Genomic DNA, 24235 nt, shown 5'->3' on the forward strand with positions numbered 1-24235 from the left:
CATGATCGGGTTCAGGTATTGACGGTAAGGGCGGCGAACCCACTCTCAGCCCCACGATCCTCGGGACTCCCGCGAAATCTCGGCCACTCCGTCGTCGGTGGCGGCCACCATGAGAATACAGTTCGCTTTGTGCATCCATCTCAGACCGCCCGCAATCAGACTCCCCGTGAGCGTCTTGCGTCCGCTCGCCTGTACCTGTGTACCGATGCCAGGCGTGACAAGGGCGATCTCGCGCAGTTCGCCGAGGCCGCGTTGTCCGGTGGCGTCGACATCATTCAGCTGCGCGACAAGAACTCGGCCGGTGAGCGCCAGTTCGGGCCGCTCGAGGCCAAGGACGAGCTCGCTGCACTGGCGATTCTGCTCGGCGCGACCAAGCGGCACGGTGCACTGCTGGCGGTCAACGACCGCGCGGACCTGGCGCTGGCCTCCGGCGCGGACGTGCTGCATCTCGGTCAGGGCGATCTGCCGGTGCACTACGCCCGCCAGATCCTCGGTCCGGACGTGGTGATCGGCCGCTCGACGCAGAACCGCGCCCAGTCCTCGCTCGCCGCGATCGAGGACGGCGTCGACTACTTCGCCGTCGGGCCGGTCTGGCCGACGCCCACCAAGCCCAACAGATCGGCCGCTGGGCTCGAGACTCTGCGGGCCACCGCGGACGCGCTGCCGGAGCGGCCGTGGTTCGCCATCGGTGGCGTCGACGCCACCAACGTGGATCAGGTGAGGGCAGCCGGTGCCGACCGCATCGTGGTGGTCCGCGCCATCACCGAGGCCCGCGACCCACAGGCAGCCGCTCGCGCGCTGGTCGAGGCTCTGCAGGCCTAGCCGGGGCACACTGGACGGAGTGTTCTCCTCCCTCGCCCCGGCCCGTCGCCGGTTCGTCCTCGCTCTCCTCGTCCTGGTTGCGGTCGGGGTCGTCGTCGTCGCTGCGATTGTTGCGTCGTCGCTCCGTACCGATGACCCCGTCGCGAGCGTCGACCAGTCGGTGCCCGGCCCGGTGCTGCTGGTCCCCGGTTTCGGCGGTTCCACCGATGCGCTCGACGTGCTCGCGGCCGCGCTGCGAGAAGACGGTCGCGACGCCACCGTGGTGGCCCTGCCGGACGGCGGCGTCGGCGACCTGACCGTGCAGGCGGGCACCTTGCGGGACGCCGCCGACGCAGCTCTGACTCGAACGGGAGCGACGTCGGTCGACGTCGTCGGGTATTCCGCAGGCGGTGTGGTGGCCCGGATCTGGGCAGCCGACCTGGGCGGTAGCGAGCAAGCCCGGCGCATCGTGACTCTCGGCTCCCCGCACCACGGCACCCAGGTGGCGGGGCTGGCGGCCCAGGTCCTGCCCGACCAATGCCCGACGGCCTGTCAGCAGCTCGCCCCGGACAGCTCCGTACTCGCCGCCCTGAACTCCGGCGACGAGACCCCGGAGGGGCCGCAGTGGGTGTCGATCTGGACCGACGTGGATCAGGTGGTGGCCCCGCCTACCTCGGCCGAACTCGACGGGGCGATCGACATCCCCGTCCAGAGCGTGTGTGCGGATTCCACCGTCGATCACGGGAACCTGCCCCGCGATCCTCTCGTCGCCGCGATGGTCTCCGCCCAGTTGGACGGCAACTCCACCACCCAGCTCGGCGCAGCTGATTGCAGCCGTCTCAGCTGGTGATGTCCTTGGTCGTGAAGTTCGCCCATGCTGCGCCGAGAAGCACGACGACGTAGACGCCCTGCAGACCGACGCCGCGGACCAGGTCCCGCGTCGGCACCGGATCGCGGAACAGGTCGACGAAAGCCAGCCAGTACCGCGTCGGCAGGTACGGCGCAATGGCGTCGGCCGCGTCCAGGGTCAGCAGCAGCGAGCTGGCGATGAGGAAGGCCAACGCGCCCAGCGACGCGGCAAGCGGGGAGTCGGTCAGGGTCGAGAGAAACAACCCCATGGCAGCGACTCCGAGCATGGACAGAGTCACGTAGAGCACGGCGATGACGGTGCGCACGGCGACCTGTTGATCGGTCAGCACCGTGCCCGACACGCTGGAGACGCCGGCCAACGACGTGGTGTCGAACAGCGTCGTCCCGACGAAGTACGCGACGGCGGCCACGATGACCACGGCGAGCAGCACGAAGGCGGCCACCGAGATCAGCTTTGCCACCAGTAGCTTGGTCCGTCCCACCGGGCGGGCCAGCAGGTAGCGCAGGGTGCCGGCCTGGGCCTCCCCGGCGACGGCGTCGCCGGCGATGACCGACACCGCGACGGGCAGGAACAGCGGCAGCACGATGGCGAGCGCGGCGAGCGGGAAGAGCTGGCCGTTGGTGGTCACTGCCGACAGGAAGGCAGGGCCTTCGCCGGGTCGCGGACCGATGTCGGTGAGTGCCAGCAGGCCCGCGACGATCGTGGGCAGCAGGTTGAGCAGAAGGATGACGACCCAGGTGCGGGGTCGACTCAGCATCGCGCGCAGCTCGACGCCGATCATGCGGTCACCTCCGTCCGGGTGGAGCGAACAGGACCGTCGACTCGGTCGGCGCTGGCGCCGGTGGCGGCCAGCACGGACTGCTCCAGACTCATCTGCTGCGTCGTCAGCTCGCTCACTCGGACCCCGCCTTCGACGAGCAGTCGATTGAGCAGGGCGGAGTCGGGGTGTTCGATCACGAGCTGCTGTCCTTCACGGTGGAGCACGGTGGCGTTCTGGACTCCGGCGAGCACGGCGACGGCCTCGGCCGGGTCCGGGGTGCCCACGAGCACTCGGCCGGTGGGCTGTTGGAACGCGGAGAGCTGATCCTGCAGAACAAGGCGACCCCGATCGAGCACGCCCACTCGGTCGCACAGTTGTTCCACCTCGGCCAGCAGGTGGCTGGAGAGGAACACTGTGGTCCCCTTCGCATGCAGGCCCAGGAGCAACTCTCGAATCTCCAGGATTCCCTGTGGGTCGAGACCGTTGGTCGGCTCGTCGAGTATCAGCAGCTCGGGGGTGCGCATGAGTGCCGCGGCCAAGCCGAGGCGTTGCCGCATGCCGAGCGAGTACTGCTTGACCGGTCTGCGTCCCACCCCGGCGAGGCCCACCTGCTCGAGAGCCTCGCCGACGCGGGCGGTCCGGGTGCGCCGGGCACCACCCGGCCCGGCCGCGTCGAGCAGCGTGAGGTTCCGGCGTCCCGAGAGATTGGGGTAGGCGGCGGGGTTCTCGATCAGCGCTCCCACCCGCGGCAACACGCTCCTGCGTCGCCGCGGCATCTCCTCACCGAGCACCTGCATCTGCCCGGCGGTGGCCAGAACCAGACCGAGCAGCATCCGCACGGTCGTCGTCTTGCCGGAGCCGTTGGCACCGACGAAGCCGTAGATGTCGCCGGCGCGCACATCGAGGTCGACGCCGTCGACTGCTCGCACCGATCCGTAGCTCTTGGTGAGGCCGGTCGTGCGGATCATGTGGCTGCTCCTTCGAGCTGCTGGGCGGCGGTGGCCAGGGTTTCTGCGGTGACGGTGCCGGAGAGCAGGTAGCGACGCCGGTCGGCGGTGGGCTCGGTGATCAGGACGTTGAGCGGCCCGATCGACAGCGCGACGCTGTTGCCGGTGACGACTGCGCCAGGGGCTTCCCGCAGCTGGTCGACGAGCCCGCGCGCGGCGCGACGCGGCAGCGGAGCGGCGATCAACTCGGTCACTCCGCGGCCGTAGATTCCCACCGCACCCTGGCCGCCGCGGTCCATCAGGTCGAGTCCGGACAGCGTCGACGGAAGACCGGCGGCGTCGATCCCGTCGGCAAACGAGGCGATGTCGAGACCGTCCTGCTGCTGCACATCGGTTCCCGGCGGCGGGACGAAGCGGACGGTGTCGGCGTCGGGGGTCGCGGAGGAGAAGTCGAGGAAGGCGGTGCTGACGATAGGGCGAGCGGCGCCGTCGCCCAGCACGTCGACCTGAAGGGGCAACCCACTGTCGGGGTCGACCCACACGTCGACCGCGGTGACGGTGCTCTGCGACTCGCTGGGGATCAGCCGGAGGCCAGGGGCGTCCCGGCCGGCGATCCGGCGATCCGGCAGTCGGGTGACCTCATCGGCGATCGCTTCGCTGAGCAACCGCTGCCCGAGCTCCGGGGGCAGCAGGTCGGCTTCGCGAGGCAGGCGCAGGCTCGGCTCGGGGACCGGTGTCACCACTGCCGTGTTCTGTTCGTAGTCCCAACTCCACAGCCGAGCCGGGCTCCGGTAGAGGCCACGCTCCCCGGCGAGGCGCACGGTGTCGATCCGCCAGCTGTCCGGGCTGCGATACCAGGCGCGCAGGGTTGTGGTGTCGCCCAACAGATCCGGAAGGCCACCGAGTCCGTCGGTCACCGGCAGAGTGACACCGCCGACCGCCTGGGCGTAGCCCGAGTACGGCGTCGCGGTGGAGGACTGGACTCGGGAGAGCAGTTCGGCCGCGGTGATGTTCGACGCCTCGACGGGCCAGCGCTCGATCACCGAGGGGGTGGCGACGAGCACGGCGATGCCGAGCACCACCGCCAGCCACCGCCACTTCTTGCGCACCTCTTCGACCGTACGGACGTACCCGGTGTGCTGCATGTGAGCAGAACCGACCGCGGTCGAACTCCAGGTTCTCTACAACCAGCCGAGGACGGTCGACGGCGTCAACACCTGCACCGAGTCGGGCAGCCGGTCGCGCAGTCCGCGGTCGGCGGTGACCAGCGCCGTCAGATCTCCGTCGAGACGGGCCTGATGGGCCAAGGTGTCGTCGCCGCTGCCGTTCGCGAGAATCGTCCGGGTGCGCGGGTCGTTCACCACCGCGCCGCGGGCCTCGCCTTCGAGGACGGCCTCGATTCTGGTGAGCCACCCGTATTGGCCGCCGGGCAGTTCGACGGTGCGTGGCAGCGTCTCGGCGAGCGAGGTGAGCAGTGCGCCGGTCGATCCGGCGCGGTCCTTCCACCAGCCGTTGGGTCGTGAACCGAGCACGTTGGCGGTGTCCAGCAGTACCCGCAGCGGCACTGTGCGCAGCGCCGACCAGCTCGATGCGAACCCCGGGTGCAGCGGGAGGTCGGCGACGGTCGATTCCGGTACCCAGCGCAGTTCGGTGCTCTCACCGTTGGGCACGGTGGTCAGTGGATGATCGGTATCGGCAACGACGGTGGTGTACGACCAGCCGCTCGCGACACTCGCCGTGACTCGCTCGCTCCGAACGCACAGCTGTTCGGCCGCGATACCTGCTTCCTCGTGCGCCTCGCGTATGGCCGCGTGCTCGGTGCTCTCGTGAGAGTCCCGGGCCCCGCCGGGCAGCGCCCACGTTCCGCCCTGGTGGCTCCACAGTGCTCGGTGCTGCAGCAGTACGAGTGGTTCTCCGGTGTTCGACGGTGCGCGGAGCAACAGTCCGGCGGCCCCGTGCTTTCCCCAGTGCCGAGAACCGTCGGCACCGATCACCCACCCGTCCCCGTCACCTCGCATGCTCACCACCCTAGGGGAATCGTCCGCGTGTAGTGACTGTGCTGTAGTGGCTGCAGTACGGTCCGCCTGCTTATATGCTCGGTGACGTGATCGCGGCCGGCATTACCCCCTCCGCTGCCGTGCCTCCGACAACGGCCACTCCCGTCGGTACCGTTGCCGGCAAGCCACCGGTTCGCTACACGATGCGTTCGACGCCTGCGCGGTTGGTCGCGATGGGAACCGCGCTGGTGGTGTTGGCGTTGACGGTCGGAAATCTGGCGTCCACGGCTGTCACCGAGCGGGTGGACACCTTGGGCACACTGCTGGTGCGGACCGAGCCGTTCGCGAACTCGGCGCAGAATCTGTACGGGGCACTGTCGGTGGCCGATTCCGCTGCCGCAACCGCATTCATCGCCGGCGGTCTCGAACCGGCCGAGGTACGCGAACGCTACTCGCAGGCACTCGGCGAGGCGTCGTCCGAACTGATCGCAGCGTCGGCCGGAGTGACCGAGAACGACGAGGCCACCAGTGCGGTGCTGACGCAGATCGCCGCCGGATTGCCGGTGTACAGCGGTCTGGTCGAGACGGCCAGGGCCAACAACCGGAGCGGGAACCCGGTGGGGGCGGCGTATCTCGGTGAGGCCTCGACCATGATGCAGACAAGTCTGCTGCCGCTGGCCGAGAAGTTGTACACCGAGCAGGCATCACGGGTGTCGGCCGATCAGGAACGGTTCACCAGCCCGCCGTTCTTCGCGATCGGGTCGGTGGTGTTCCTGCTGATGATGACCGGCCTGGCGCAGTGGTACCTCTCGCGAACGACGCGTCGAACGTTGAACGTCGGATTCCTCGGTGCCACAGCCGCTGTCGTCGGCCTGCTCGGCTGGATGCTGGTGGTGGGTCTGATCTCCTCGATCGCTACCGACCGCGCGCTCGATCGCGGTGTCGCGCCGCTGAAGTCGTACACGACGGGTTTCATCATGGCCCAACAGGCCAGAGCGGACGAGACCCTCGATCTCGCACGCCGCGGCGGCAGTCAGGATTACGGACAATCGTTCGACGCCAACGTCTCTCGCATGTCGGAGATGTTCCAGGGTGATACCGCGGTGATCGACGCGTTGAACACGTGGTCCGGCTCGCATGCGCGTATCGATTCCGCGCTCGAAGTCGGCGACTTCAACGGCGCGGTCGCCATCGCCACCGGAACCTCGGAATCCGATTCGGCCGCCGCCTTCACTGCACTGGACAGTGTTCTGGTCGACGGCATAGAGAACGCGAGAGCCGAACTACGGTCCAACATCGACCGCTCGGTCGGTGTGTTGTCCGGCTTGTCCAACGGCGCGTACGTGCTCACCGTCGTCGCCTCGGTGGCGTTCGGTGTCGGCCTGTTCCCGAGGCTGCGTGAGTATCTGTGAAACGTCTGCTCGCTGTCGGCCTCCTGACCACCGCACTGCTGGTCGGCTGCACCCCGCCGGAAAGCTTTGCGCCACAAGTCGATACGACGTTCTCCGAACCGCCGCTACCGGACGGGGCATCCGTAGCCGCTCGGCCGACCGAGACTCCGGCCGACGACGAGTGCGCCCGCCCCACCGCCAGCCTGCGCCCACTCACGACCGGCACGGACGCTCCGCCGGTACCGCAACCGACCATCGACGCACTGCGCGCGAAGGGCCGCCTGGTAGTCGGACTCGACACGGGCAGCAACCTTTTCAGCTTCCGTGATCCGATGAGCGGGCAGCTGGTCGGGTTCGACGTCGACATCGCGCGGGAAATCTCGCGGGACCTCTTCGGCGATCCGAACAGGTTGGACTTTCGCATTCTGACCTCGGCGCAACGGCTGGAGGCCCTGCAGGATTCCTCGGTGGACATTGTGGTGAAGACCATGACCATCACGTGCGCTCGACGCAAGGACGTCCAGTTCTCCACCGTGTATTTCCAGGCGCAGCACCGGATTCTGGTGGTGCAGGGTTCGGGTATCCGCGGCGTCGGCGACCTGGCGGACAAGCGCGTGTGCGCCGTCGAGGGCACCACCTCACTGCGACGACTGCAGCGAATGCAACCCGCAGCGACCGTGGTCACTGTGCCGATGTGGTCGGATTGCCTTGTGGTGCTGCAACAACGACAGGTCGACGCGATCAGCACCGACGACGCCATTCTCGCCGGTCTGGCTGCGCAGGATCCCTACCTCGAGATCGTCGGCGACAGCCTGAGCCCAGAGCCCTACGGGGTCGGGATCAACCGAGACAGCGAGGATCTGGTGCGGTTCGTCAACGGAACACTGGCGCGCATTCGCGCCGACGGAACCTGGAATCGCATCTACAACCGATGGCTGACGGTCCTCGGCCCCTCCCCCGGCCCGCCTACCGCATCGTACTGCGACTAGGGGCATCATGGACGACGACGAACAGCAACCCACTGCCCCAGCGGACAAGACGCAGGCAGTCTTTCGGGCCGAGTCGGGAACCGACGGAATCGAACGCACCCAAGCAGTTTCGAGAAGCCCAGCAGTGTCGAATAACCCAGCAGTGTCGGAAAGCCCAGCCGTGTCACGGGCACCGATCGACGATCGGACCGCACGGACGCCGGGACCCGTTTCACCGGACGCCGGCTCGACCGAACGCGGAACAGCGAAATCGGCTGCAACACGGGCCGCATCGACCCGTTCCAGGACGGGTAGGTCCAGATCCGGTCGATCGCGCAGCACCGGCCTTCGACGTCGACTCGGGGGCGGGCTGGTCGACGTGCCCCGGGTGGAGCCGGTCGATCCCGAAACTGCGGTGATGTCGGATCCGACGGTGCCGCAGCACAAGCGGTTCTGCTGGAAGTGCAACGCCAAGGTCGGCGGCAGCGAGCCGGGCGAGCCCGACATCGCCAAGGGCGTGTGTCCACACTGCGGTACGACATTCGACTTCACGCCCCTGCTCGAACCGGGCGATCGAGTGGTCGGCCAGTACGACGTGCAGGGCTGTATCGCGCACGGCGGACTCGGCTGGATCTATCTCGCCATCGACCGCAACGTCAGCGACCGCTGGGTGGTGCTCAAGGGACTACTGCACTTCGGCGACGAGGAAGCCCACGCAGTCGCGGTCGCAGAGCGTCAATTCTTGGCGGAGGTAGCGCATCCCGGCGTCGTCAAGATCTACAACTTCGTCGAGCAACCCCGCAGTGACGGGTCGACCGTCGGCTTCATCGTCATGGAGTACGTCGGTGGACGGTCGTTGCGCGACATCCTCGGTACGTGCGACGGCGGAAGGATGCCCGTCGAGCAGGCACTCGCCTACGTCCTGGAAGTGCTTCCGGCACTGGGTTACCTGCATTCGATCGGCCTGGTCTACAACGACCTCAAACCCGAGAACATCATGGTCTCCGACGACCAGATCAAACTCATCGACCTCGGCGCGGTCGCGGGTATCGAGGACTACGGCTACTTGTACGGCACGGTGGGCTACCAGGCACCGGAGATCGTCAAGACGGGACCGACGGTGGCGTCGGACATCTTCACGGTGGGCCGCACGCTCGCGGTACTGACGCTGGACATGCCCTCGAAGAACGGAAAGTATCTCGAGGGCCTGCCGTCGGTCGAAGACTCCGAAGTGCTGCAGCAATTTCCGTCACTGCACCGACTGCTGCTGCGCGCCACGCACGAGAACCCCGCTCGACGGTTTCGATCAGCGGACGAATTCGCCGGGCAAGCGACCGGGGTGCTACGCGAGATTCTGGCCATCCGAACCGGCGTCGAGCGCCCCGGCCTGTCCACGGTGTTCAGCCCGCCTCGTACCACCTTCGGAACCGAGCAGTCGGTGGGCCGTACCGACACCTACGTGGACGGCACGGTACGCCACGAACGCATGACCGCAGCCGAAGTTGTTGCGGCGCTTCCCGTTCCACTGGTGGACCCCAATGATCCCAGCGCGCCCTTGCTCGCGGCGGCCGTACACGTCGAACCTCGCCAGACCCTGGACTCGCTGCAGCACGCCAAACGTAACGGCATCGAACGTGTCACTGCAGGCGCGGACAAGCCCAAGGACTCCATGACTTCCTCGTCTCCTGTCGACCTGGGGGTCGAGATCACCCTCGCCGAGGTCAAAGCCAATCTGGATCTCGGAAACGTCGTCGAGGCCACCGAGATTCTGGCCAAGGTGCAGTCCGAGGACCACGCCGCCGATCCGTGGCGGGTGCAGTGGTACGCAGGCCTGATCGCGCTGCTGCATCACGAATACGATTCTGCTTTCACGAGTTTCGACAACGTGCTCGGAGCGATGCCCGGAGAGCTGGCCCCCAAGCTCGCTCTCGGTGCCACTTCGGAATTGCTGGGTCACGTCGCCGCGGGCAAAGCCGACGAAGCCGAGAAATGGCGAGCCCGAGCCGAGGGCCTCTACCGAGCTGTGTGGCGTACCAACCGCGGCATCGTGAGCTCGGCGTTCGGCTTGGCCCGGCAGTTGCAGCGGCGCGGCGATCAGACCGGGGCCATCGCCGCTCTCGACCAGGTACCGATCAGTTCACGGCACTACTCGATGGCGCGCATGACCAGTGTGTTGACGCTGCTGATGGATCGCTCGCGAGCCGAACTGTCCGAAGCCGACTTCCGTTCCGCTGCCCGCCGAGTTGCGTTGCTACCCAAGGCGGAGAGCCGGGCACTGCAGATGCGGACGCTGGTGCTCGCGATGGCCTTGGACTGGATCGTCTCCGGCCACGCCGCCACGGCCGAACGGGAGCCGATTCTCAGCGTCCCGTTCACCGAGGACGGATTGCGGCGTGGCACCGAGAAGGGGCTGCGGGCGTTGGCCCGCAACGCCACCGATCGCGCGCATCGCTTCTCACTGGTGGACCTGGCGAACGCTATCCGGCCCCGTTCACTGTTCTAGTCGCCGTCACGAACCAGATCGTCCGTCGCCCGAGCGATCGCCAGCTCCTCGTTGGTCGGCACCACCAACACGGTCACGGTCGACGAGTCGGTCGAGATGACCCGAGCCTGCTTGCTGCGCACTGCATTACGCTCCGGGTCGATCTCGATGCCGAATCCCTCGAGGTTCGCCAGGGCGTCGGCACGCACGGCGGACGCGTTCTCGCCGACACCCGCGGTGAACGTGATGACGTCGAGCCGGCCGAGTCCGAGCATGTACGCGCCGATGTACTTGCGCAGTCGGTGAATGTAGACGTCGTACGCCAGCCGCGCGGAGGCGTCGCCGTCGTCGATCCGTTGTTGCAGTTGCCGGAAGTCGTTGACCCCGGACAATCCGATCAGCCCGGACCGACGGTTGAGCAACGCATCGATGTCGTCGACACTCATGCCTGCGCTGCGGCGCAGATGCATGATGACGCCGGGGTCGATGTCGCCGCTGCGAGTACCCATGACGAGTCCTTCGAGCGGGGTCAGGCCCATCGAGGTGTCGACTGCCTTGCCCCCGGAGACCGCCGATGCCGAGGCTCCGTTGCCCAGGTGCAGGACGATCTGGTTCAGGTCTGCGAGATCGCGTCCCAAGAACTGCACCACCTGGCCGGAGACGTAGTGGTGCGAGGTGCCGTGGAAGCCGTAGCGCCTGATGTCGTGCTCGGCGGCGACGGTCGCGTCGATGGCATAGGTCGCGGCTGCGTCGGGCAGCGAATGAAAGAAGGCCGTGTCGAACACCGCCACGTGCGGGACGTCCGGCAGCTGCTTCCTGGCAACCTCGATGCCGAGTACGTTCGGCGGATTATGAAGCGGTGCAAGACTGCTCAGGTCCGAGATCTGCTGCACAACGGCGTCGTCGATGATCGTCGGACGGTAGAACACCGTTCCTCCGTGGACGACTCGGTGCCCGACGGCGGTGACGTCTGAGCCCAGTTCGATTCCCGCGTCCGCGAGCATCTCGAACGCCAGCGCCAGACCGGCACCGTGATCCTCGATGTGCTGGGTACGCTCGACGCTCTCGCCGCGATGGTCGAGTTCGACGCGGCCGTCGGATTCACCGATGCGCTCGACGAGCCCACTGGCCAGCGACTCGCCGGAGCCGGGGTCGACCAGTTGGAACTTGACCGACGATGACCCGGAGTTGACGACGAGGATGCTCACGATTCGCTGCTCTCCTTGGCTGCGTCGGCAATACCCTGTGCCTGAATAGCCGTGATGGCAACGGTATTGACGATGTCCTCGACGAGTGCGCCGCGGGACAGATCGTTGACGGGTTTGCGCAGGCCCTGCAGAACCGGTCCGACGGCGACGGCACCGGCGCTGCGCTGGACGGCCTTGTAGGTGTTGTTACCGGTGTTGAGATCCGGGAAGATGAACACCGTCGCGCGGCCGGCCACCTCGGAGTCGGGCAGCTTCGACGCGGCGACGGACGGCTCGATGGCCGCGTCGTACTGGATCGGACCTTCCACGAGTAGTTCCGGATTCCGTTCGCGCACAATCGCAGTGGCCTGTCGAACCTTGTCCACGTCAGCCCCGGATCCGGATTCTCCGGTGGAGTAGGACAGCATCGCCACCCGCGGTTCGATGCCGAACTGGGCCGCTGTCTGCGCCGAGGACACGGCGATGTCGGCGAGTTGCTCGGCTGTCGGGTCCGGTACGACGGCGCAGTCACCGTAGGCGAGTACGCGATCGGACAGGCACATCAGGAAGATCGACGACACCGTCGACACTCCCTCGGTGGTCTTGATGATCTCGAACGATGGCTTGATGGTGTGCGCGGTGGTGTGCGCGGCGCCCGAGACCATGCCGTCGGCGATTCCCTTGTGCACCATCATCGTTCCGAAGTACGAGATGTCGGCCATGATCTCGCGGGCGCGCTCGATCGTCATGCCCTTGTGCTTGCGCAGCTCGGTGTACTCGGCCGCGAAGTCCTCGGTGTACTCGCAGTTGTTGGGATCGAGCACAGTGGCTTTGTCGAGGTCGACGCCCAGTTCCGACGCACGTCGCCGAACAGGACCCTCTTCGCCGAGGATCGTGAGGTCCGCAACCTGACGCTGCAGCAGTCGGCCGGCAGCCCGAAGGATGCGATCGTCGCCGCCCTCGGGCAGGACGATGTGCTTGCGGTCGGCGCGGGCCCGGTGGATCAGCTGGTACTCGAACATCTGCGGAGTCGTGATGGTGGGGATGGCGATGTCGAGCCGTCCCAGAAGGGTTTTCGCGTCCACTCGCTGTTCCATCAACCCCAGTGCCGTGTCGACCTTGCGCTGCGATCCCACCGCGACACGGCCTCGGGTCTGCGCCGCGGCAGAGGCGGTGTCGAACGTGCCGAGGTCGGTGGTGAGGATCGGTAGCCGGGGGCCGAGTCCCGCCACCAGACGTGCGATGGCCGGATGGGGCTCGATGCCGCCGTTCATGATGATGCCGGCCAGCGACGGAAAGCCCTCGGCCTCATGGGCATTGACCAGTGCGAGCAGTACGTCCGATCGGTCCGCAGGCGCGATGACGACAACGCCCTCGGTGAGGCGTTCGAGGATGTGCTCGGCTGTCATGCCACCGACCATGACCCGCAACGCTTCTCGCTGCAGCAGCGACGAGTCACCACTGTAGAGGGTGCCGTCGACGGCGTCGAGCAGCTCGGCCATCGTCGGGGCCACGAGGAGGGGGATCTCCGGCAAGCTCCACGCAGGCACCCCGACCGACGCCAACGCATCGGTGACCGCATCGAGATCGTCGGGGGCACAGCGGTTTGCCACGATCGCGGCCAGATGAGCGTGATGTTGGCGTAGTTCGGCCTGGCACAGAGCCGCCAACTGCGCGATCTCGTCGGGTGTGCGATCCGATCCACGCAGTGCGAGCAGCACCGGGGCACCGAGATTGACGGCGATCCGGGCGTTGAAGCCGAGCTCACTGGGGCTGCCGACATCGGTGTAGTCGCTGCCCACGATCACCACGGCGTCGCACTGAGCAGCAACCTCGTGATAGCGATTGACGATCTCACTGAGAGCGGCATCCTGGTCGGTGTGCACCTGCTCGTACGTAACGCCGAGCGACTGCTCGTACGTCAGATCCGCGGTGGTGTGCTCGACGAGAAGTTCCAGAATGTAATCGGGTTCGTCCGTGGAGCGAGCGATGGGACGAAACACCCCCACCCGGGCGGCCGTCGCGGCGAGCATCTGCAGCACACCGAGCGCAATGGTGGACTTGCCGGAGTCACCTTCCGGTGACGCGACATAGATGCTGGAGGGATACATACCGGCCGTCTCGGCACTGGTGGGCTCAGCCATGGTCGCTAGCCTAGTGGTTGCGGTGTTGACACCGAGGGCAGTCCGGTTGTCCTATGAACCATGGCCGATTCACCGTTCCCGGATGTGCGCTGGGGCAGCGAGACCTCGTTCATCCGCAAGCCCGCCGTGAAGTTCGCGTCGACGAAGCCCGGTTCGTGGGTCATCCGCAATCTCGCGGGCGTCGACCGCTGGTTGCTGACCAAATCCGACGGTCGCTTCACCGTGCTCGGCCCGATCGCCGCTCCGGTGATACTGCTGACCACGACCGGCCGCAAATCCGGCAAGCCGAGGACGAGCCCGCTGCTGTACTACCGGGAGGCCGACAAGATCTATGTCGTCGGCTCCAATTTCGGTCAGCAACATCACCCGGCATGGACGTCCAACCTGCTCGCCGATCCGAAGGCTGTGGTGGCCATCGGCGGCAAGAAGATTCCGGTGACGGCCACCCGCATCACCGGCGACGAGAAGGCCCGCATCTACCGACAGTTCGACGCGATGGTCGAGGTGTACGGCGAGTACGAAACCAGGACCGACCGCGACATGCGATTGTTCGCACTCGCGGCCGATCTCGGTGGGTCGTCGTAGCTAACCGAGCTTCCGCAGGCGCGGCGCGAGGTCCTTCTCGAAGAGTTCGAGGAACCGCTTCTGATCGTGACCGGGGGCGTGGAACACCAGGTGGTTCAGGCCGGCGTCGGTGTACTGCTTGACCTTCTCCACGGCCTCGTCCGGATCCGATGCCACGATCCAGCGCTTGGCGACCTGCTCGATCGGCAACTCGTCGGCGGCCTTCTCCATCTCGATCGGATCGTCGATCGAATGCTTCTGCTCGGGCGTCAGCGACAGCGGGGCCCAGAAGCGGCAATTCTCCAGCGCCAGTTCGGGATCGGTGTCGTAGCTGATCTTGATCTCGATCATCTTGTCGATCTCACCGGCGTCGCGCTCGGCCTTACCTGCGCCCTCTTCCACAGCCGGAAGGAGCTTGTCGGTGTAGAGCTCCATGCCCTTGCCCGAGGTGCAGATGAATCCGTCGCCTGCGCGTCCTGCATACCGCGCGACGACGGGTCCGCCGGCCGCGATGTACACCGGGATGCCGCCCTCGGGGACGTCGTAGATCGACGCGCCCTTGGTCGTGTAGTACTCGCCCTCGAAATCGACGCGGTCGCCGAGCCACAGCTCGCGCATCAACCGCACGGACTCACGCAGGCGCGCGAATCGTTCCTTGAACTCCGGCCATTCGCCGGTGAATCCGGTAGCGATCTCGTTGAGCGCTTCGCCGGTACCGACACCGAGCATGATGCGCCCCGGGTACAGGCAGCCCATCGTCGCGAATGCCTGGGCGATGACCGACGGGTTGTAACGGAACGTCGGGGTGAGCACCGAGGTACCGAGCTGGATCGTGTTGGTGCGCTCACCGACGGCAGTCATCCAGGCGAGCGAGAACGGTGCGTGCCCGCCTTCGTGCCGCCACGGCTGGAAATGGTCGCTGACCGTCGCGGAGTCCATTCCGTGCTGCTCGGCGAGAACACCGAGCTCGACCAACTCACGCGGCCCGAACTGCTCCGCCGATGCCTTGTAACCGAGTTTGAGACCCTGCGCCACGCCGAACTCCTGTCGTTGGTCGTCCTAGTTCTTCGATTGTGCACCCGCAGTGATCCACCGAGTACTACTGGATCCCCAGAACGGTGACCACTGCAGCCATGACCGCGACAATTGCTATTCCGACCGCGAAGATCCACAGGTCTCGAGACTCCGGCATCGGTGCACCGTTCTCCAGGGCTTTGCGAACACGCATCCACCGCCGCAGGCCGATGATCGGTGCCGCGGCGGCGAGTCCGATCAGAATCAGACCGAGTGCCGTCCGCACCCATCCCGTACTGAAATCGGGAACGAGGTGAACGATCGCAATTCCGCCGGCCAGGAGCCCGAGCGAAGTCCGCAGCCACGCGAGAAAGGTGCGTTCGCTGGCGAGCGTGAACCGCTCGTCGGGGCGCGTCACTGCCGTGCGGCAATGCGCTCGCGAATCAGATGGGCAACGAGTTCAGGATCGCCGGGGGTGAAGACCGGCGAGATGCGGCGGATAGTCAGCACCACTGCAGTGTCCTTCTTCGGGCGCATCACGTCCAGCGGAAGCCACCGACCGACCATCGCACTCGTCAGTCGGCATGCTCCGCGTTCAGTGCGGGCGTTCGGACCAATGTCAGATGGGACGTCCGACGTAGCTCGAATCCGATGGACAGGTACAGGTCGATGGCGCGCACGTTCGCAGCCGATGCATGCAGGAACGGCTCCTCTCCGCGGGCGCGGATACCGTGACCGACCGCGCGCACCAGGTCCGTGGCCAGACCCTGCCCTCGGAATGCCGGGTCGGTGCACACCGCGCTGATTTCCGTCCACCCGGGAGGGTGCATGCGCTCGCCCGCCATCGCAATCAAAGCACCGTCGCGTCGAACACCGAGGTACGTGCCGAGCTCGATCGTCCGGGGCAGGAACGGTCCGGGCTCGGTGCGGCGAACCAGATCGAGCATCTCAGGGACGTCTGCGGCCTTGAGCTCGACGGCCTCAGTGAAGGGCCGCGTCTCGAGGTGCGTGCCGACGAGTTGCACCAAACCGAAGGTCTCCTCGTGCGACCACCCCGCGGGCACTTCGCGTTCCGGTCCGTTCAGTGCCACCACGGTTCGCGGTCCGAACAGGGCAGCGATGTCGTCCCAGTCCTGCGGATCGAGAACGTCGGGGTGCACCAGGAACGGAGACACCTCGGGATCCGCCCGCATGACCCGCCCGCGCCGGACCGCAAAGCGAGAGAGTGCGCCGTCGAGAGAATTGCGAATGGGTTCGTCGAGAGGATGAGCGGACACAGGAAAGAGAATCGCACGGGCGTCAGCAATCGACATTGCCGGTGTACGTCCGGCAGTGTCGAGTACACGGTGTTCGCTTGTCCAGTGATCGTATTCGTGGCGCTCGATCTCATCCCACCTCGGAGCCCGAAAGCTTCCGGTGTCGCCCACAATTGCGACCGAGCGTGCCTCGGCCCGGCGGCGGTGCTCCTTCGGATCCGAACATGTGACCTCGAGTTCCACGATGTCGGCACCGGCTGTACTGGCGGTGTCTCGCCACGCGCGACGCGTGACCTCGAGTGGGTTCACGCATTCGACGACCACCGAAATTCCGAGCGCGAGATTATCGGCCGCGACGGCGTAAGCGACCATGTAACCGGCCGGCCCGATCGGTTCGGCCGAACCACCACCGCACGCCGCAAGGGCAAGGTGATGTTCTATCGTGTCCACCCGCACGAACGCCAACTGTGCCTCGGCCGCGATCGCCAACGCGATAGTCGACTTTCCGGTCGCGGGCAGACCACAGATGACGTACAGCGTCGGTCCGCTCAACGCCGCTCGTGTTCCTCCAGAACCGCCAAGACCTTCTGCACCAGATCGTCGATGTCGGCTCCGGTGGTGTCGATCGTCAGGTCCGGGTTCGACGGAGCTTCGTACGGGGCGTCGATGCCCGTCAGCCCCTTGAGTTCGCCGGCCCGAGCGCGGGCGTACAGGCCTTTGGGATCGCGGCGCTCGCATTCTTCCAACGGAGTGCTGACGGCGACCTCTACGAACGGTAGCTTCGCAGCGTCGTTCAGTGCACGAGCGATGGCGCGGTCCGATTCCAACGGCGACACGAGCGAGGCAATGGCCACCACCCCGGCATCGGCGAGAAGTCGCGTCAGGTGCCCGACGCGACGGATGTTCTCGGCTCGGTCGCCTGGGCTGAAGCCGAGATCGTCGGACAGTCCGTGACGCACATTGTCGCCATCGAGAAGGTATGCGGTACGGCCCGATTCGACCAACGCGCGTTCGAGCGCCACCGCCACTGTCGATTTACCCGAGGCCGGCAGCCCGGTGAACCAGACGGTTGCTCCGCTCTGCCCCGTTGCGCCCCAGCGGTGTGCACGATCGAGCGCAGAGGGGTGCCACTTGATGTCGTTTCGGGTCTGCTCGCCGGGCTTGACTTCCCTCGCCTCTGCGATGGTGCCTGCACCGACTGTGTCGTTCGAGGATTCGTCGATCAGGATGAACGCACCGGCATCTCGGTTGCCCAGGTACGGATCGGCCACGATCACCGACGATGTTCTGAGAGTCACGATACCGATGTCGTTGAGCGACAACTCGACCGGCGAGTCCTTCTCGTCCAGAGTCTCCGGATCGAGCCTGGAGTGCAAGGCCTGCACCGTCGCCCGGACTGTCCTGGCGGTGTGTTTGAGCGACACGCGGTCCCCGGCACGCAGCGGAGTCGCGCCGAACCAGCACACCGTTGCGTCGATCTCCCGCGCGAGCACCGGCTCGTGTGCACCGTCGACACCACTGACCAGGACGTCTCCGCGGCCGATGTCGATATCGTCTGCGAGCTGGACCGAGATCGACAGTGGTGCAACGGCGGTCGTGCGATCGTCGTCGAGAGTGTCGAGTCCGGTCACAGTCGAACGAGACCCCGACGGCAGCGCGACCACCTCGTCGCCGACGGACAGTGTTCCGGCCGACAGCCTGCCGGTGTACCTACGTCGCTCCCCCGCGGTCGGTCGAGACACCCATTGAATCGGCAGACGTAACTCAGCGGGTTCCGCTGCAGGAGCGGCCAATTCGATGCTCTCGAGATGCTCGAGCAGAGTCGGGCCGTGGTACCAGGGGGTATTCGCAGAGCGGTGCACTACGTTGTCGCCGTCCTTCGCGGCCAACGGGATCACCGTCAGTTCGACGCCGCCCAACCTCTCGGCGAGCAAACGAAGCTCGGCCTCCACCTCTCGGAACCGATCCTCGCGATAGCCGACGAGGTCGATCTTGTTCACGGCGGCCACCAGGTGTTCGACACCGAGCAGCGTCGAAATCCTGGCATGCCTGCGTGTTTGCCGCAGTACCCCGGCGCTGGCGTCGACCAGCAGCACTGCGACGTCGGCCGTCGACGCACCGGTGAACATGTTTCGGGTGTACCGCTCGTGACCGGGGGTATCCGCCAGGATATAGCTCCGCGATTCGGTGGAAAAGAATCGGTACGCCACATCGATCGTGATGCCCTGCTCCTGCTCGGCGCGCAACCCGTCCGACAGTGCCGCCAGGTCCGCAACGCCGTCCTTCGTGACCGCGTCCAGGTGGTCGAGCGGCAGGCTGTCGGTATCGAACATCAGCCGACCGATCAGCGTGCTCTTGCCGTCGTCGACCGAGCCTGCCGTAGCCAGTCGCAGAAGTTGCCGTGTCATCAGAAGTACCCCTCACGCTTGCGGTCTTCCATCGCGGCCACCGACGTTCGGTCGTCGGCGCGAGTTTCTCCCCGTTCGGATACCGTCGCCGCAGAGATCTCTCCGATGACGCCGGCGATGTCGGTTGCGTGCGAGCGCACAGCTCCCGTCATCGTCAGGTCGCCCACTGTGCGGTAGCGCACCCATTCCGTCGACGCACGCTCGTGCTCGGTGGGAGAGGTGAACTCCGATGTGCTGAGCAGAATCCCGTCCCGCTCGAACACTTCTCGCTCGTGCGCGAAGTAGATGGACGGAAGCTCCAGGCCTTCGAGTTCGATGTAGCGCCAGATATCGAGCTCGGTCCAGTTGCTCAGCGGGAAGACGCGTACCTGCTCGCCGCGGCGGATGCGCCCGTTGTACAGCGACCACGGTTCGGGGCGCTGCGCCCTCGGGTCCCACTGGCCGAACTCATCGCGGAAACTGAGCACTCGCTCCTTTGCCCTGGCCCGCTCCTCGTCGCGCCGCGCCCCACCGAACGCAGCGTCGTAGCGGCCTTCCTCCAACGCGTCCAACAGAGTTCGCGTCTGAAGGCGGTTGCGTGATGCATTGGGCCCGCCGACCTCGGTGGAGCGGCCACGGTCGATGGAGTCCTGCACCGACGCGACGATCAGCTTGTGCCCCGAACTTTGCACGCGTCGATCTCGAAATTCGATGACCTCGGGGAAATTGTGTCCCGTGTCGACGTGCAGAACCGGGAAGGGCAGCGGCGACGGCCGAAACGCTTTCTCTGCCAACCGAAGCAGGACGATCGAGTCCTTGCCCGCCGAGAACAGCAGTACAGGCCGCTCGAGTTCGGCCACCACCTCACGAATGATGTGGACCGACTCCGCCTCGAGAATTCTGAGCTCGTCGACGGTGGTGTGATCGGAATTCGTGAGACTCGCACTCATGCGCTCACCCTTTCGGCTGTATAGCGGTCGATCCAGTCGTCGGAGCGGCGATCGCCTTGCCGCTTCAGCGCAGGTGGTGGTGCCAACGCTGGATCGAGTCCGAGCGCCGCCAGCACCCGCCCGACCTGGCCGGTCGTGTCCTGGGCGAGTTCGCTGAAGCCGACGTCGAGTGGCGTCACACCGGCCTCTGCGAACCACGCCGTCCATGACTGCTCCTGCTGGACGAGGATTCGATGCAGATGTGCAATTCCGTCGGCGTTGTACTCGGCTCTGGCATCGACCTCGGGATCGGCGCTGCCACGCCACACCTGAGTCTGCACCGCCCTCCACATCGACACTGCCTGCGCCACTGTGTCTTCGCGTCGGACATGCACGAGAAGAACATCGTCATCGATGACGTCATGGATGGCCGAGAGCAGGTCGTCACCCGATCGATCGGGTAGGCCATCGGCCCAACCCGTGAGCAGCGGTGTCTGATTCCACATCAGCTTGCCGCCCCAGACGCCATTGTCACTGCGCCCGGCTGCGCGAATTCGATCCCGCCACTGCACGGCGGTCTCCGTGGCCGGGGTCCCCGGCAACAGCGGCGCGAGTAGGCGAAGGATCGACTCGTCCTCGACGCCGGCGAACCACTCACGCGGCTGGGGTGCCAACGATGTGCCCGGCAGGTATTGGAAGAACTCCTGCGGCTCGCCTGCCACGCCCGTCGCGCGCAACGATTCGACGAGCAGGGTGCTGCCGCTGCGCTGCGATGCGAGCACCAGATAGGAACGTGGGGGTTCGCTCATGGACGAGAGCGTAAACGAACTCCAACAACCGCGCGCAACAGGCTATTTCAATCTCGCAGCATTTAACCCTTGCCTGATTCGCCGTCATGTGCAGCATCTATTCCTCGCTCGGCACTGAGCGGAGAACGAGACGTCGGCTTCAGCCCGTGCACGACGACGTAGTCCTGGGTGTACCGGTCGGAGATGCGGGTTCCGACGAAATCCGACGGAATCACGTCCCGGGTGTACTCACGCCACGTGTGCAGACGCATTGCCAGATCCTCGGCGACGCTGCGATACGACGGGTCGCCGTATACGTTGACGGTTTCTCCTGGATCGGTACGTAGGTCGTACAGCTCCGTTCGTGCTCTCGGACCGGCCACGGCACCGGCAACCGCCTGACCGGACGGGCTTTCCTCGATGTCCCAGGGCAAGTCCAGCTCCGGACGATCCGTGTAGTTCTCGATGTAGCTGTGATCCTTGGTCCGCACGGCCCTGATGGGGTCGAACGAGTCGTGGTAGGTCTTCGACGTGAAGACCTGGTCGCGAGCCACCGCGGAATCTCCGGTCAGCTGCGCTGCATGCGAAAGTCCTTGTACCTCATCAGGTACCGGCACCCCCAGCAGATCCAATAGCGTCGGCACGAGGTCGACCCCACTGAACAGCTCGTCGTACACCTTCGGCTGCAGTCCGCGCGACTTCGGCGGGCGGACGATCATGGCGATTCCGGTGCCTGCCTCGTACAAGGTCGACTTCGCGCGCGGGAAAGCCGGGCCGTGGTCGGTCATGAACACGACCCAGGTGGTCTCGTCGAGCCCCGTCTCGGTGAGCGTGTCGAGCAGCTCCCCCACCGCTGCGTCCGCAACCTCGACCGACCCGTGGAACTCGGCCAGATCGGCCCGGACCTCCGGGGTGTCGGGCAGGTAATCGGGAACTTCTATCGACGAGGCGTCGACCGGGGTGTATCGCTCCCGAGGGTAGGGCCGGTGCGTCTCGAAGAAGCCCGCCGTCAACAGGAAAGGTCGGCTGCGATCCTCACGCAACCACTCGTCCGCCTTTTCCACGACATATTCGCAGTACGAGTTCGACACATCGAACGTCTCGAACCCCAGCCTCGAAGGAAACGACGTTTCGTGCTGCATACCGAAAAGCGTTGTTTTCCAACCGGATTCACCAAGAAGAGCCGGCAAGGTCTGCACACCTGGGCGATACTCCCACCCATGGTGCGCCAAGCCGACCAGCCCGTTGCTCTGCGGGTAGCGGCCCGTGAACAACGAACCCCGCGAGGGCGAGCACAGTGGCGCAGTGGCATGCGCGCGGGTGAACAGGATTCCCTCAGCGGCAAGCGCGTCGACGCGCGGGCTCGATACCGAGCGCACCCCGTACGCGCCCAGGTGACGCCCCAGATCGTGCCAGTGAACAATCAGGACGTTCTCTTCACTCATTGTTATTGCCTAGCACATCGTTCGGCTCAGGATGCGATCATGAGGACATGTCCGCATGCTGTACACCCGGCCGCAACGGGAGCGTCGGTGCCCCGACCAGCATGTCGAGCTCCGGTGTGGCGCCCGCGATGGCGGACCTGAACGGAACTGCGTTTCTGATGGGTAGCGACGATCCACTCAGCTACCCCGAAGACCTCGAGGGACCGGTGCGCCGAGTTGCCGTCGACAGCTTCTCCATCGGTATCACCACGGTGACGGTGCGCGAGTTCGCGGCATTCGTAGATGCCACCGGGTTCGTCACCGACGCCGAGACCTTCGGGGATTCCCTCGTGTTCGCGGGCACCCTTCCCGCCGAGGACCGGTCCCCCGTCGTTCCAGAGACCCCCTGGTGGCGCGTTGTTCCCGGGGCGAACTGGCGGGCACCGGCCGGGCCGCAATCGTTGCTCGACGCCGTCCGCGACCTGCCGGATCACCCGGTGACTCACGTGTCCCGACGCGACGCCACGGCATTCTGCGCGTGGTCCGGGACAGGGCTACCGTCCGAGGCTCAGTGGGAGTTCGCAGCCAGGGGCGGGCTGGAGCAGCAACCGTTTCCGTGGGGCAGCGAACCGGATCTCTCCCGCATGAACACCTGGCGCGGCCACTTTCCCGGCTCGTCGACCGACACCGTGTACACCTGCGCTACAAAGACATTCGACCCCAACCGGTACGGCCTGTACGAATGCACCGGCAACGTCTGGGAGTGGACGACGGGCGTATTCGACGCCTCCCGCCGCGACCGGCGTGGGGTGATCCGTGGCGGATCGCACCTGTGTCACGCCAGTTACTGTCGACGCTATCGCACGTCGGCGCGCTCGGGCGTGTCCGAGGACACGTCCACTGGTCATATCGGCTTCAGAGTCTGCAGCATCCCGACCTAGAGGTATAGTTATACCGGTATAGTTATCGCATAACCCACGAAAGGTGCCCCATGATCGAAATTCTCCCGCCGAGCAAGATCCCCCTCGCACGCAAATCGGGAGCATTGGTGGCCGAGATACTCGAGACCGTCCGCGAGCGTGCCACCGTCGGCACCAACCTGCTCGAGATCGACGAGTGGACCAAAGACATCATCCTCGGAGCCGGGGCGACGTCCTGCTACGTCGACTACGCGCCCTCCTTCGGCCGCGGTCCGTTCGGCCACTACATCTGCACCTCTGTCAACGATGCTGTGCTACATGGCCTTCCGCACGACTACGCGCTGGTCGACGGCGATCTGCTGACTCTCGATCTCGCCGTGGTCCTCGGCGGCGTGGCGGCGGACTCTGCCATCAGCTTCGTAGTCGGCGAGCCTCGAAAAGTAGACACCGCCATGATCGACGCCACCGAACGGGCTCTGGCTGCGGGGATCGCAGCGGCACGTCCGGGAAACAAGATCGGCGACATCTCACATGCCATCGGCACCGTCCTCGGCGAGGCGGGCTACCCGATCAACATGCAATTCGGCGGTCACGGCATCGGGTCGACGATGCATCAGGACCCACATGTGTCCAACAACGGGCGGCCGGGCCGCGGCTACGGCCTTCGCCCCGGCCTGATGTTGGCACTGGAGCCCTGGATCATGGAAGACACCGACGAGCTCGTCACCGACGACGACGGCTGGACTCTGCGCAGTACGACGGGATGCCGCACCGCGCACAGCGAGCACACGGTGGTCATCACCGACGACGGTGCCGAGATCATGACCGTGCGAGCCTGACTACAGGCGCTTCTCGAAGGTGTTCGAGAACGGCAGGACCTCATAGGGAGGAAATACCGGGATTCGGGTGTAACCGCTCTTCTCGTACAGCCGAACCGCGTCGGGCTGACGGTCTCCGGTCTGCAGTATCAGCCGCGGCAGCCCCTGGTCGCGGGCGGCATTCTCCGACGCCTCCAGCAGGGCAGCCGATACTCCCGTGCCGCGATGGTCGGGATGAACGAACATGCGCTTGAGCTCGAGGTCGGAGCCGTTCCACCGCAGCGCTGCATGCCCGACGGCATGCTCATCCCCCTCCGAGTCACGGCGATACACGACGAACGTCCGGTGCACAGTGCTCTCGTCGACGGCGTTGGCCTGGGTCTTCGACATCAGAGCGGCCCGGTCTGCGTAGCGGGGACCCACCTCGGCGGCCATCGCCGCGCGCAGGGCTTCGGCGTCGGGATGATCCCAGTCGACGGCTCGGGTGAACAGGGCGGCGCGGGGTCGGCATACATCGGTCACGCCCGATCGCAACACGTCGACGGCCACCGGTCAACTGTTCCGATCACGGTGAGCAGATCTCTGGC

23 protein-coding genes and 2 pseudogenes are annotated in these 24235 nt (G+C 66.0%); 8 read left to right on the forward strand and 17 right to left on the reverse strand.

The genetic code is table 11. The features are described 5' to 3' along the window. The first annotated feature begins 129 nt into the window (after positions 1–129). Together thiE and ACQR3T_RS26665 are read left to right on the forward strand one after the other, a co-directional pair. Positions 130–822, forward strand: coding sequence for a thiamine phosphate synthase (gene thiE / locus ACQR3T_RS26660; protein WP_032380247.1), 693 nt, complete (start codon positions 130–132; stop codon positions 820–822). A 19-nt stretch (positions 823–841) separates the two neighbouring features. Further along, positions 842–1651: a lipase family alpha/beta hydrolase gene (locus ACQR3T_RS26665; protein ID WP_428695555.1), complete on the forward strand. Its 810-nt coding sequence runs from the start codon at positions 842–844 to the stop codon at positions 1649–1651. On the opposite strand, the gene ACQR3T_RS26670 is transcribed toward ACQR3T_RS26665, so the two are convergent. From ACQR3T_RS26670 to ACQR3T_RS26685, 4 genes are read right to left on the reverse strand one after another with little or no spacing between them, the layout of a single operon-like run. After that, positions 1641–2453 carry an ABC transporter permease gene (locus ACQR3T_RS26670; protein WP_032380245.1) on the reverse strand — a complete coding sequence of 271 codons (813 nt, stop codon included), beginning with the start codon at positions 2451–2453 and terminating at the stop codon, positions 1641–1643. The two genes, ACQR3T_RS26665 and ACQR3T_RS26670, sit on opposite strands and share 11 nt — an antisense overlap. Further along, the gene (locus ACQR3T_RS26675) at positions 2450–3400 is read right to left on the reverse strand and encodes an ABC transporter ATP-binding protein (RefSeq protein WP_428695556.1); all 951 of its coding nucleotides are present in this window, start codon (positions 3398–3400) and stop codon (positions 2450–2452) included. The genes ACQR3T_RS26670 and ACQR3T_RS26675 overlap by 4 nt, the downstream gene beginning before the upstream one ends. Continuing rightward, complete coding sequence (locus tag ACQR3T_RS26680; protein WP_428695557.1) at positions 3397–4524, reverse strand: LolA family protein; 1128 nt, start codon at positions 4522–4524, stop codon at positions 3397–3399. The genes ACQR3T_RS26675 and ACQR3T_RS26680 overlap by 4 nt, the downstream gene beginning before the upstream one ends. A gap of 36 nt (positions 4525–4560) precedes the next feature. Then, positions 4561–5397, reverse strand: coding sequence for an NUDIX hydrolase (locus ACQR3T_RS26685; RefSeq protein ID WP_428695558.1), 837 nt, complete (start codon positions 5395–5397; stop codon positions 4561–4563). A gap of 86 nt (positions 5398–5483) precedes the next feature. Between ACQR3T_RS26685 and ACQR3T_RS26690 the strand changes: the two genes are divergently transcribed. From ACQR3T_RS26690 to ACQR3T_RS26700, 3 genes are read left to right on the forward strand one after another with little or no spacing between them, the layout of a single operon-like run. Continuing rightward, positions 5484–6788, forward strand: coding sequence for a hypothetical protein (locus ACQR3T_RS26690; RefSeq protein WP_230592338.1), 1305 nt, complete (start codon positions 5484–5486; stop codon positions 6786–6788). Then, the gene (locus tag ACQR3T_RS26695) at positions 6785–7756 is read left to right on the forward strand and encodes a glutamate ABC transporter substrate-binding protein (protein ID WP_428695559.1); all 972 of its coding nucleotides are present in this window, start codon (positions 6785–6787) and stop codon (positions 7754–7756) included. The genes ACQR3T_RS26690 and ACQR3T_RS26695 overlap by 4 nt, the downstream gene beginning before the upstream one ends. A gap of 7 nt (positions 7757–7763) precedes the next feature. Beyond that, entirely contained in the window at positions 7764–10238 is a 2475-nt protein-coding gene (locus tag ACQR3T_RS26700) for a tetratricopeptide repeat protein (protein ID WP_428695560.1), read from the forward strand. Here ACQR3T_RS26700 and ACQR3T_RS26705 read toward each other — a convergent pair. Both ACQR3T_RS26705 and pta read right to left on the reverse strand, forming a co-directional pair. Beyond that, on the reverse strand, positions 10235–11425 hold the full coding sequence (locus tag ACQR3T_RS26705; protein ID WP_428695561.1) for an acetate kinase: 1191 nt from the start codon (positions 11423–11425) through the stop codon (positions 10235–10237). The two genes, ACQR3T_RS26700 and ACQR3T_RS26705, sit on opposite strands and share 4 nt — an antisense overlap. Beyond that, the gene (gene pta / locus ACQR3T_RS26710) at positions 11422–13548 is read right to left on the reverse strand and encodes a phosphate acetyltransferase (protein WP_428695562.1); all 2127 of its coding nucleotides are present in this window, start codon (positions 13546–13548) and stop codon (positions 11422–11424) included. The genes ACQR3T_RS26705 and pta overlap by 4 nt, the downstream gene beginning before the upstream one ends. A 60-nt stretch (positions 13549–13608) precedes the next feature. On the opposite strand from pta, the gene ACQR3T_RS26715 reads away from it, so the two are divergent. Further along, positions 13609–14133 carry a nitroreductase/quinone reductase family protein gene (locus ACQR3T_RS26715; protein WP_428695563.1) on the forward strand — a complete coding sequence of 175 codons (525 nt, stop codon included), beginning with the start codon at positions 13609–13611 and terminating at the stop codon, positions 14131–14133. Here the strand turns inward: ACQR3T_RS26715 and fgd are convergent, their stop codons facing one another. The 10 genes and pseudogenes from fgd to ACQR3T_RS26765 form a co-directional block, all read right to left on the reverse strand. Beyond that, positions 14134–15147, reverse strand: a complete 1014-nt coding sequence (gene fgd, locus ACQR3T_RS26720; protein ID WP_032401751.1) for a glucose-6-phosphate dehydrogenase (coenzyme-F420) — start codon at positions 15145–15147, stop codon at positions 14134–14136. A 64-nt stretch (positions 15148–15211) separates the two neighbouring features. Further along, positions 15212–15544 (reverse strand): YidH family protein, encoded by a 333-nt coding sequence (locus tag ACQR3T_RS26725; RefSeq protein WP_428695564.1) that lies wholly within the window; start codon positions 15542–15544, stop codon positions 15212–15214. Then, positions 15541–15693: a hypothetical protein gene (locus ACQR3T_RS26730; protein ID WP_428695565.1), complete on the reverse strand. Its 153-nt coding sequence runs from the start codon at positions 15691–15693 to the stop codon at positions 15541–15543. Before ACQR3T_RS26730 ends, ACQR3T_RS26725 begins: the two co-directional genes overlap by 4 nt. 8 nt (positions 15694–15701) lie before the next feature. Further along, the gene (locus ACQR3T_RS26735; protein WP_428695654.1) at positions 15702–16034 is read right to left on the reverse strand and encodes a GNAT family N-acetyltransferase; all 333 of its coding nucleotides are present in this window, start codon (positions 16032–16034) and stop codon (positions 15702–15704) included. Next, positions 16014–16106 (reverse strand): annotated as a pseudogene (locus ACQR3T_RS26740) (GNAT family N-acetyltransferase); the annotation flags it as partial. The pseudogene ACQR3T_RS26740 and the gene ACQR3T_RS26735, both read right to left, overlap by 21 nt. Positions 16107–16574: 468 nt before the next feature. After that, positions 16575–16934, reverse strand: a pseudogene (locus ACQR3T_RS26745) (AAA family ATPase); the annotation flags it as partial. Then, complete coding sequence (gene cysC, locus ACQR3T_RS26750) at positions 16931–18790, reverse strand: adenylyl-sulfate kinase (RefSeq protein ID WP_428695566.1); 1860 nt, start codon at positions 18788–18790, stop codon at positions 16931–16933. The pseudogene ACQR3T_RS26745 and the gene cysC, both read right to left, overlap by 4 nt. Beyond that, positions 18790–19719, reverse strand: coding sequence for a sulfate adenylyltransferase subunit CysD (gene cysD, locus ACQR3T_RS26755; RefSeq protein WP_428695567.1), 930 nt, complete (start codon positions 19717–19719; stop codon positions 18790–18792). Before cysD ends, cysC begins: the two co-directional genes overlap by 1 nt. Further along, complete coding sequence (stf0, locus tag ACQR3T_RS26760) at positions 19716–20507, reverse strand: trehalose 2-sulfotransferase (RefSeq protein WP_428695568.1); 792 nt, start codon at positions 20505–20507, stop codon at positions 19716–19718. The genes cysD and stf0 overlap by 4 nt, the downstream gene beginning before the upstream one ends. A 62-nt stretch (positions 20508–20569) precedes the next feature. Beyond that, positions 20570–21931, reverse strand: a complete 1362-nt coding sequence (locus ACQR3T_RS26765) for a sulfatase family protein (RefSeq protein ID WP_428695569.1) — start codon at positions 21929–21931, stop codon at positions 20570–20572. A gap of 128 nt (positions 21932–22059) precedes the next feature. Between ACQR3T_RS26765 and ACQR3T_RS26770 the strand changes: the two genes are divergently transcribed. Both ACQR3T_RS26770 and map read left to right on the forward strand, forming a co-directional pair. Beyond that, the gene (locus ACQR3T_RS26770) at positions 22060–22851 is read left to right on the forward strand and encodes an SUMF1/EgtB/PvdO family nonheme iron enzyme (protein WP_428695570.1); all 792 of its coding nucleotides are present in this window, start codon (positions 22060–22062) and stop codon (positions 22849–22851) included. A gap of 50 nt (positions 22852–22901) precedes the next feature. Then, positions 22902–23669: a type I methionyl aminopeptidase gene (map, locus tag ACQR3T_RS26775; protein ID WP_428695571.1), complete on the forward strand. Its 768-nt coding sequence runs from the start codon at positions 22902–22904 to the stop codon at positions 23667–23669. Here the strand turns inward: map and ACQR3T_RS26780 are convergent, their stop codons facing one another. Further along, the gene (locus ACQR3T_RS26780; protein WP_317565182.1) at positions 23670–24083 is read right to left on the reverse strand and encodes a GNAT family N-acetyltransferase; all 414 of its coding nucleotides are present in this window, start codon (positions 24081–24083) and stop codon (positions 23670–23672) included. Between the last annotated feature and the right edge of the window lie 152 nt (positions 24084–24235).

This window comes from Rhodococcus sp. IEGM1428 (genome assembly GCF_050321865.1).
In the GTDB taxonomy this organism is placed as follows: Bacteria; Actinomycetota; Actinomycetes; order Mycobacteriales; family Mycobacteriaceae; genus Rhodococcoides.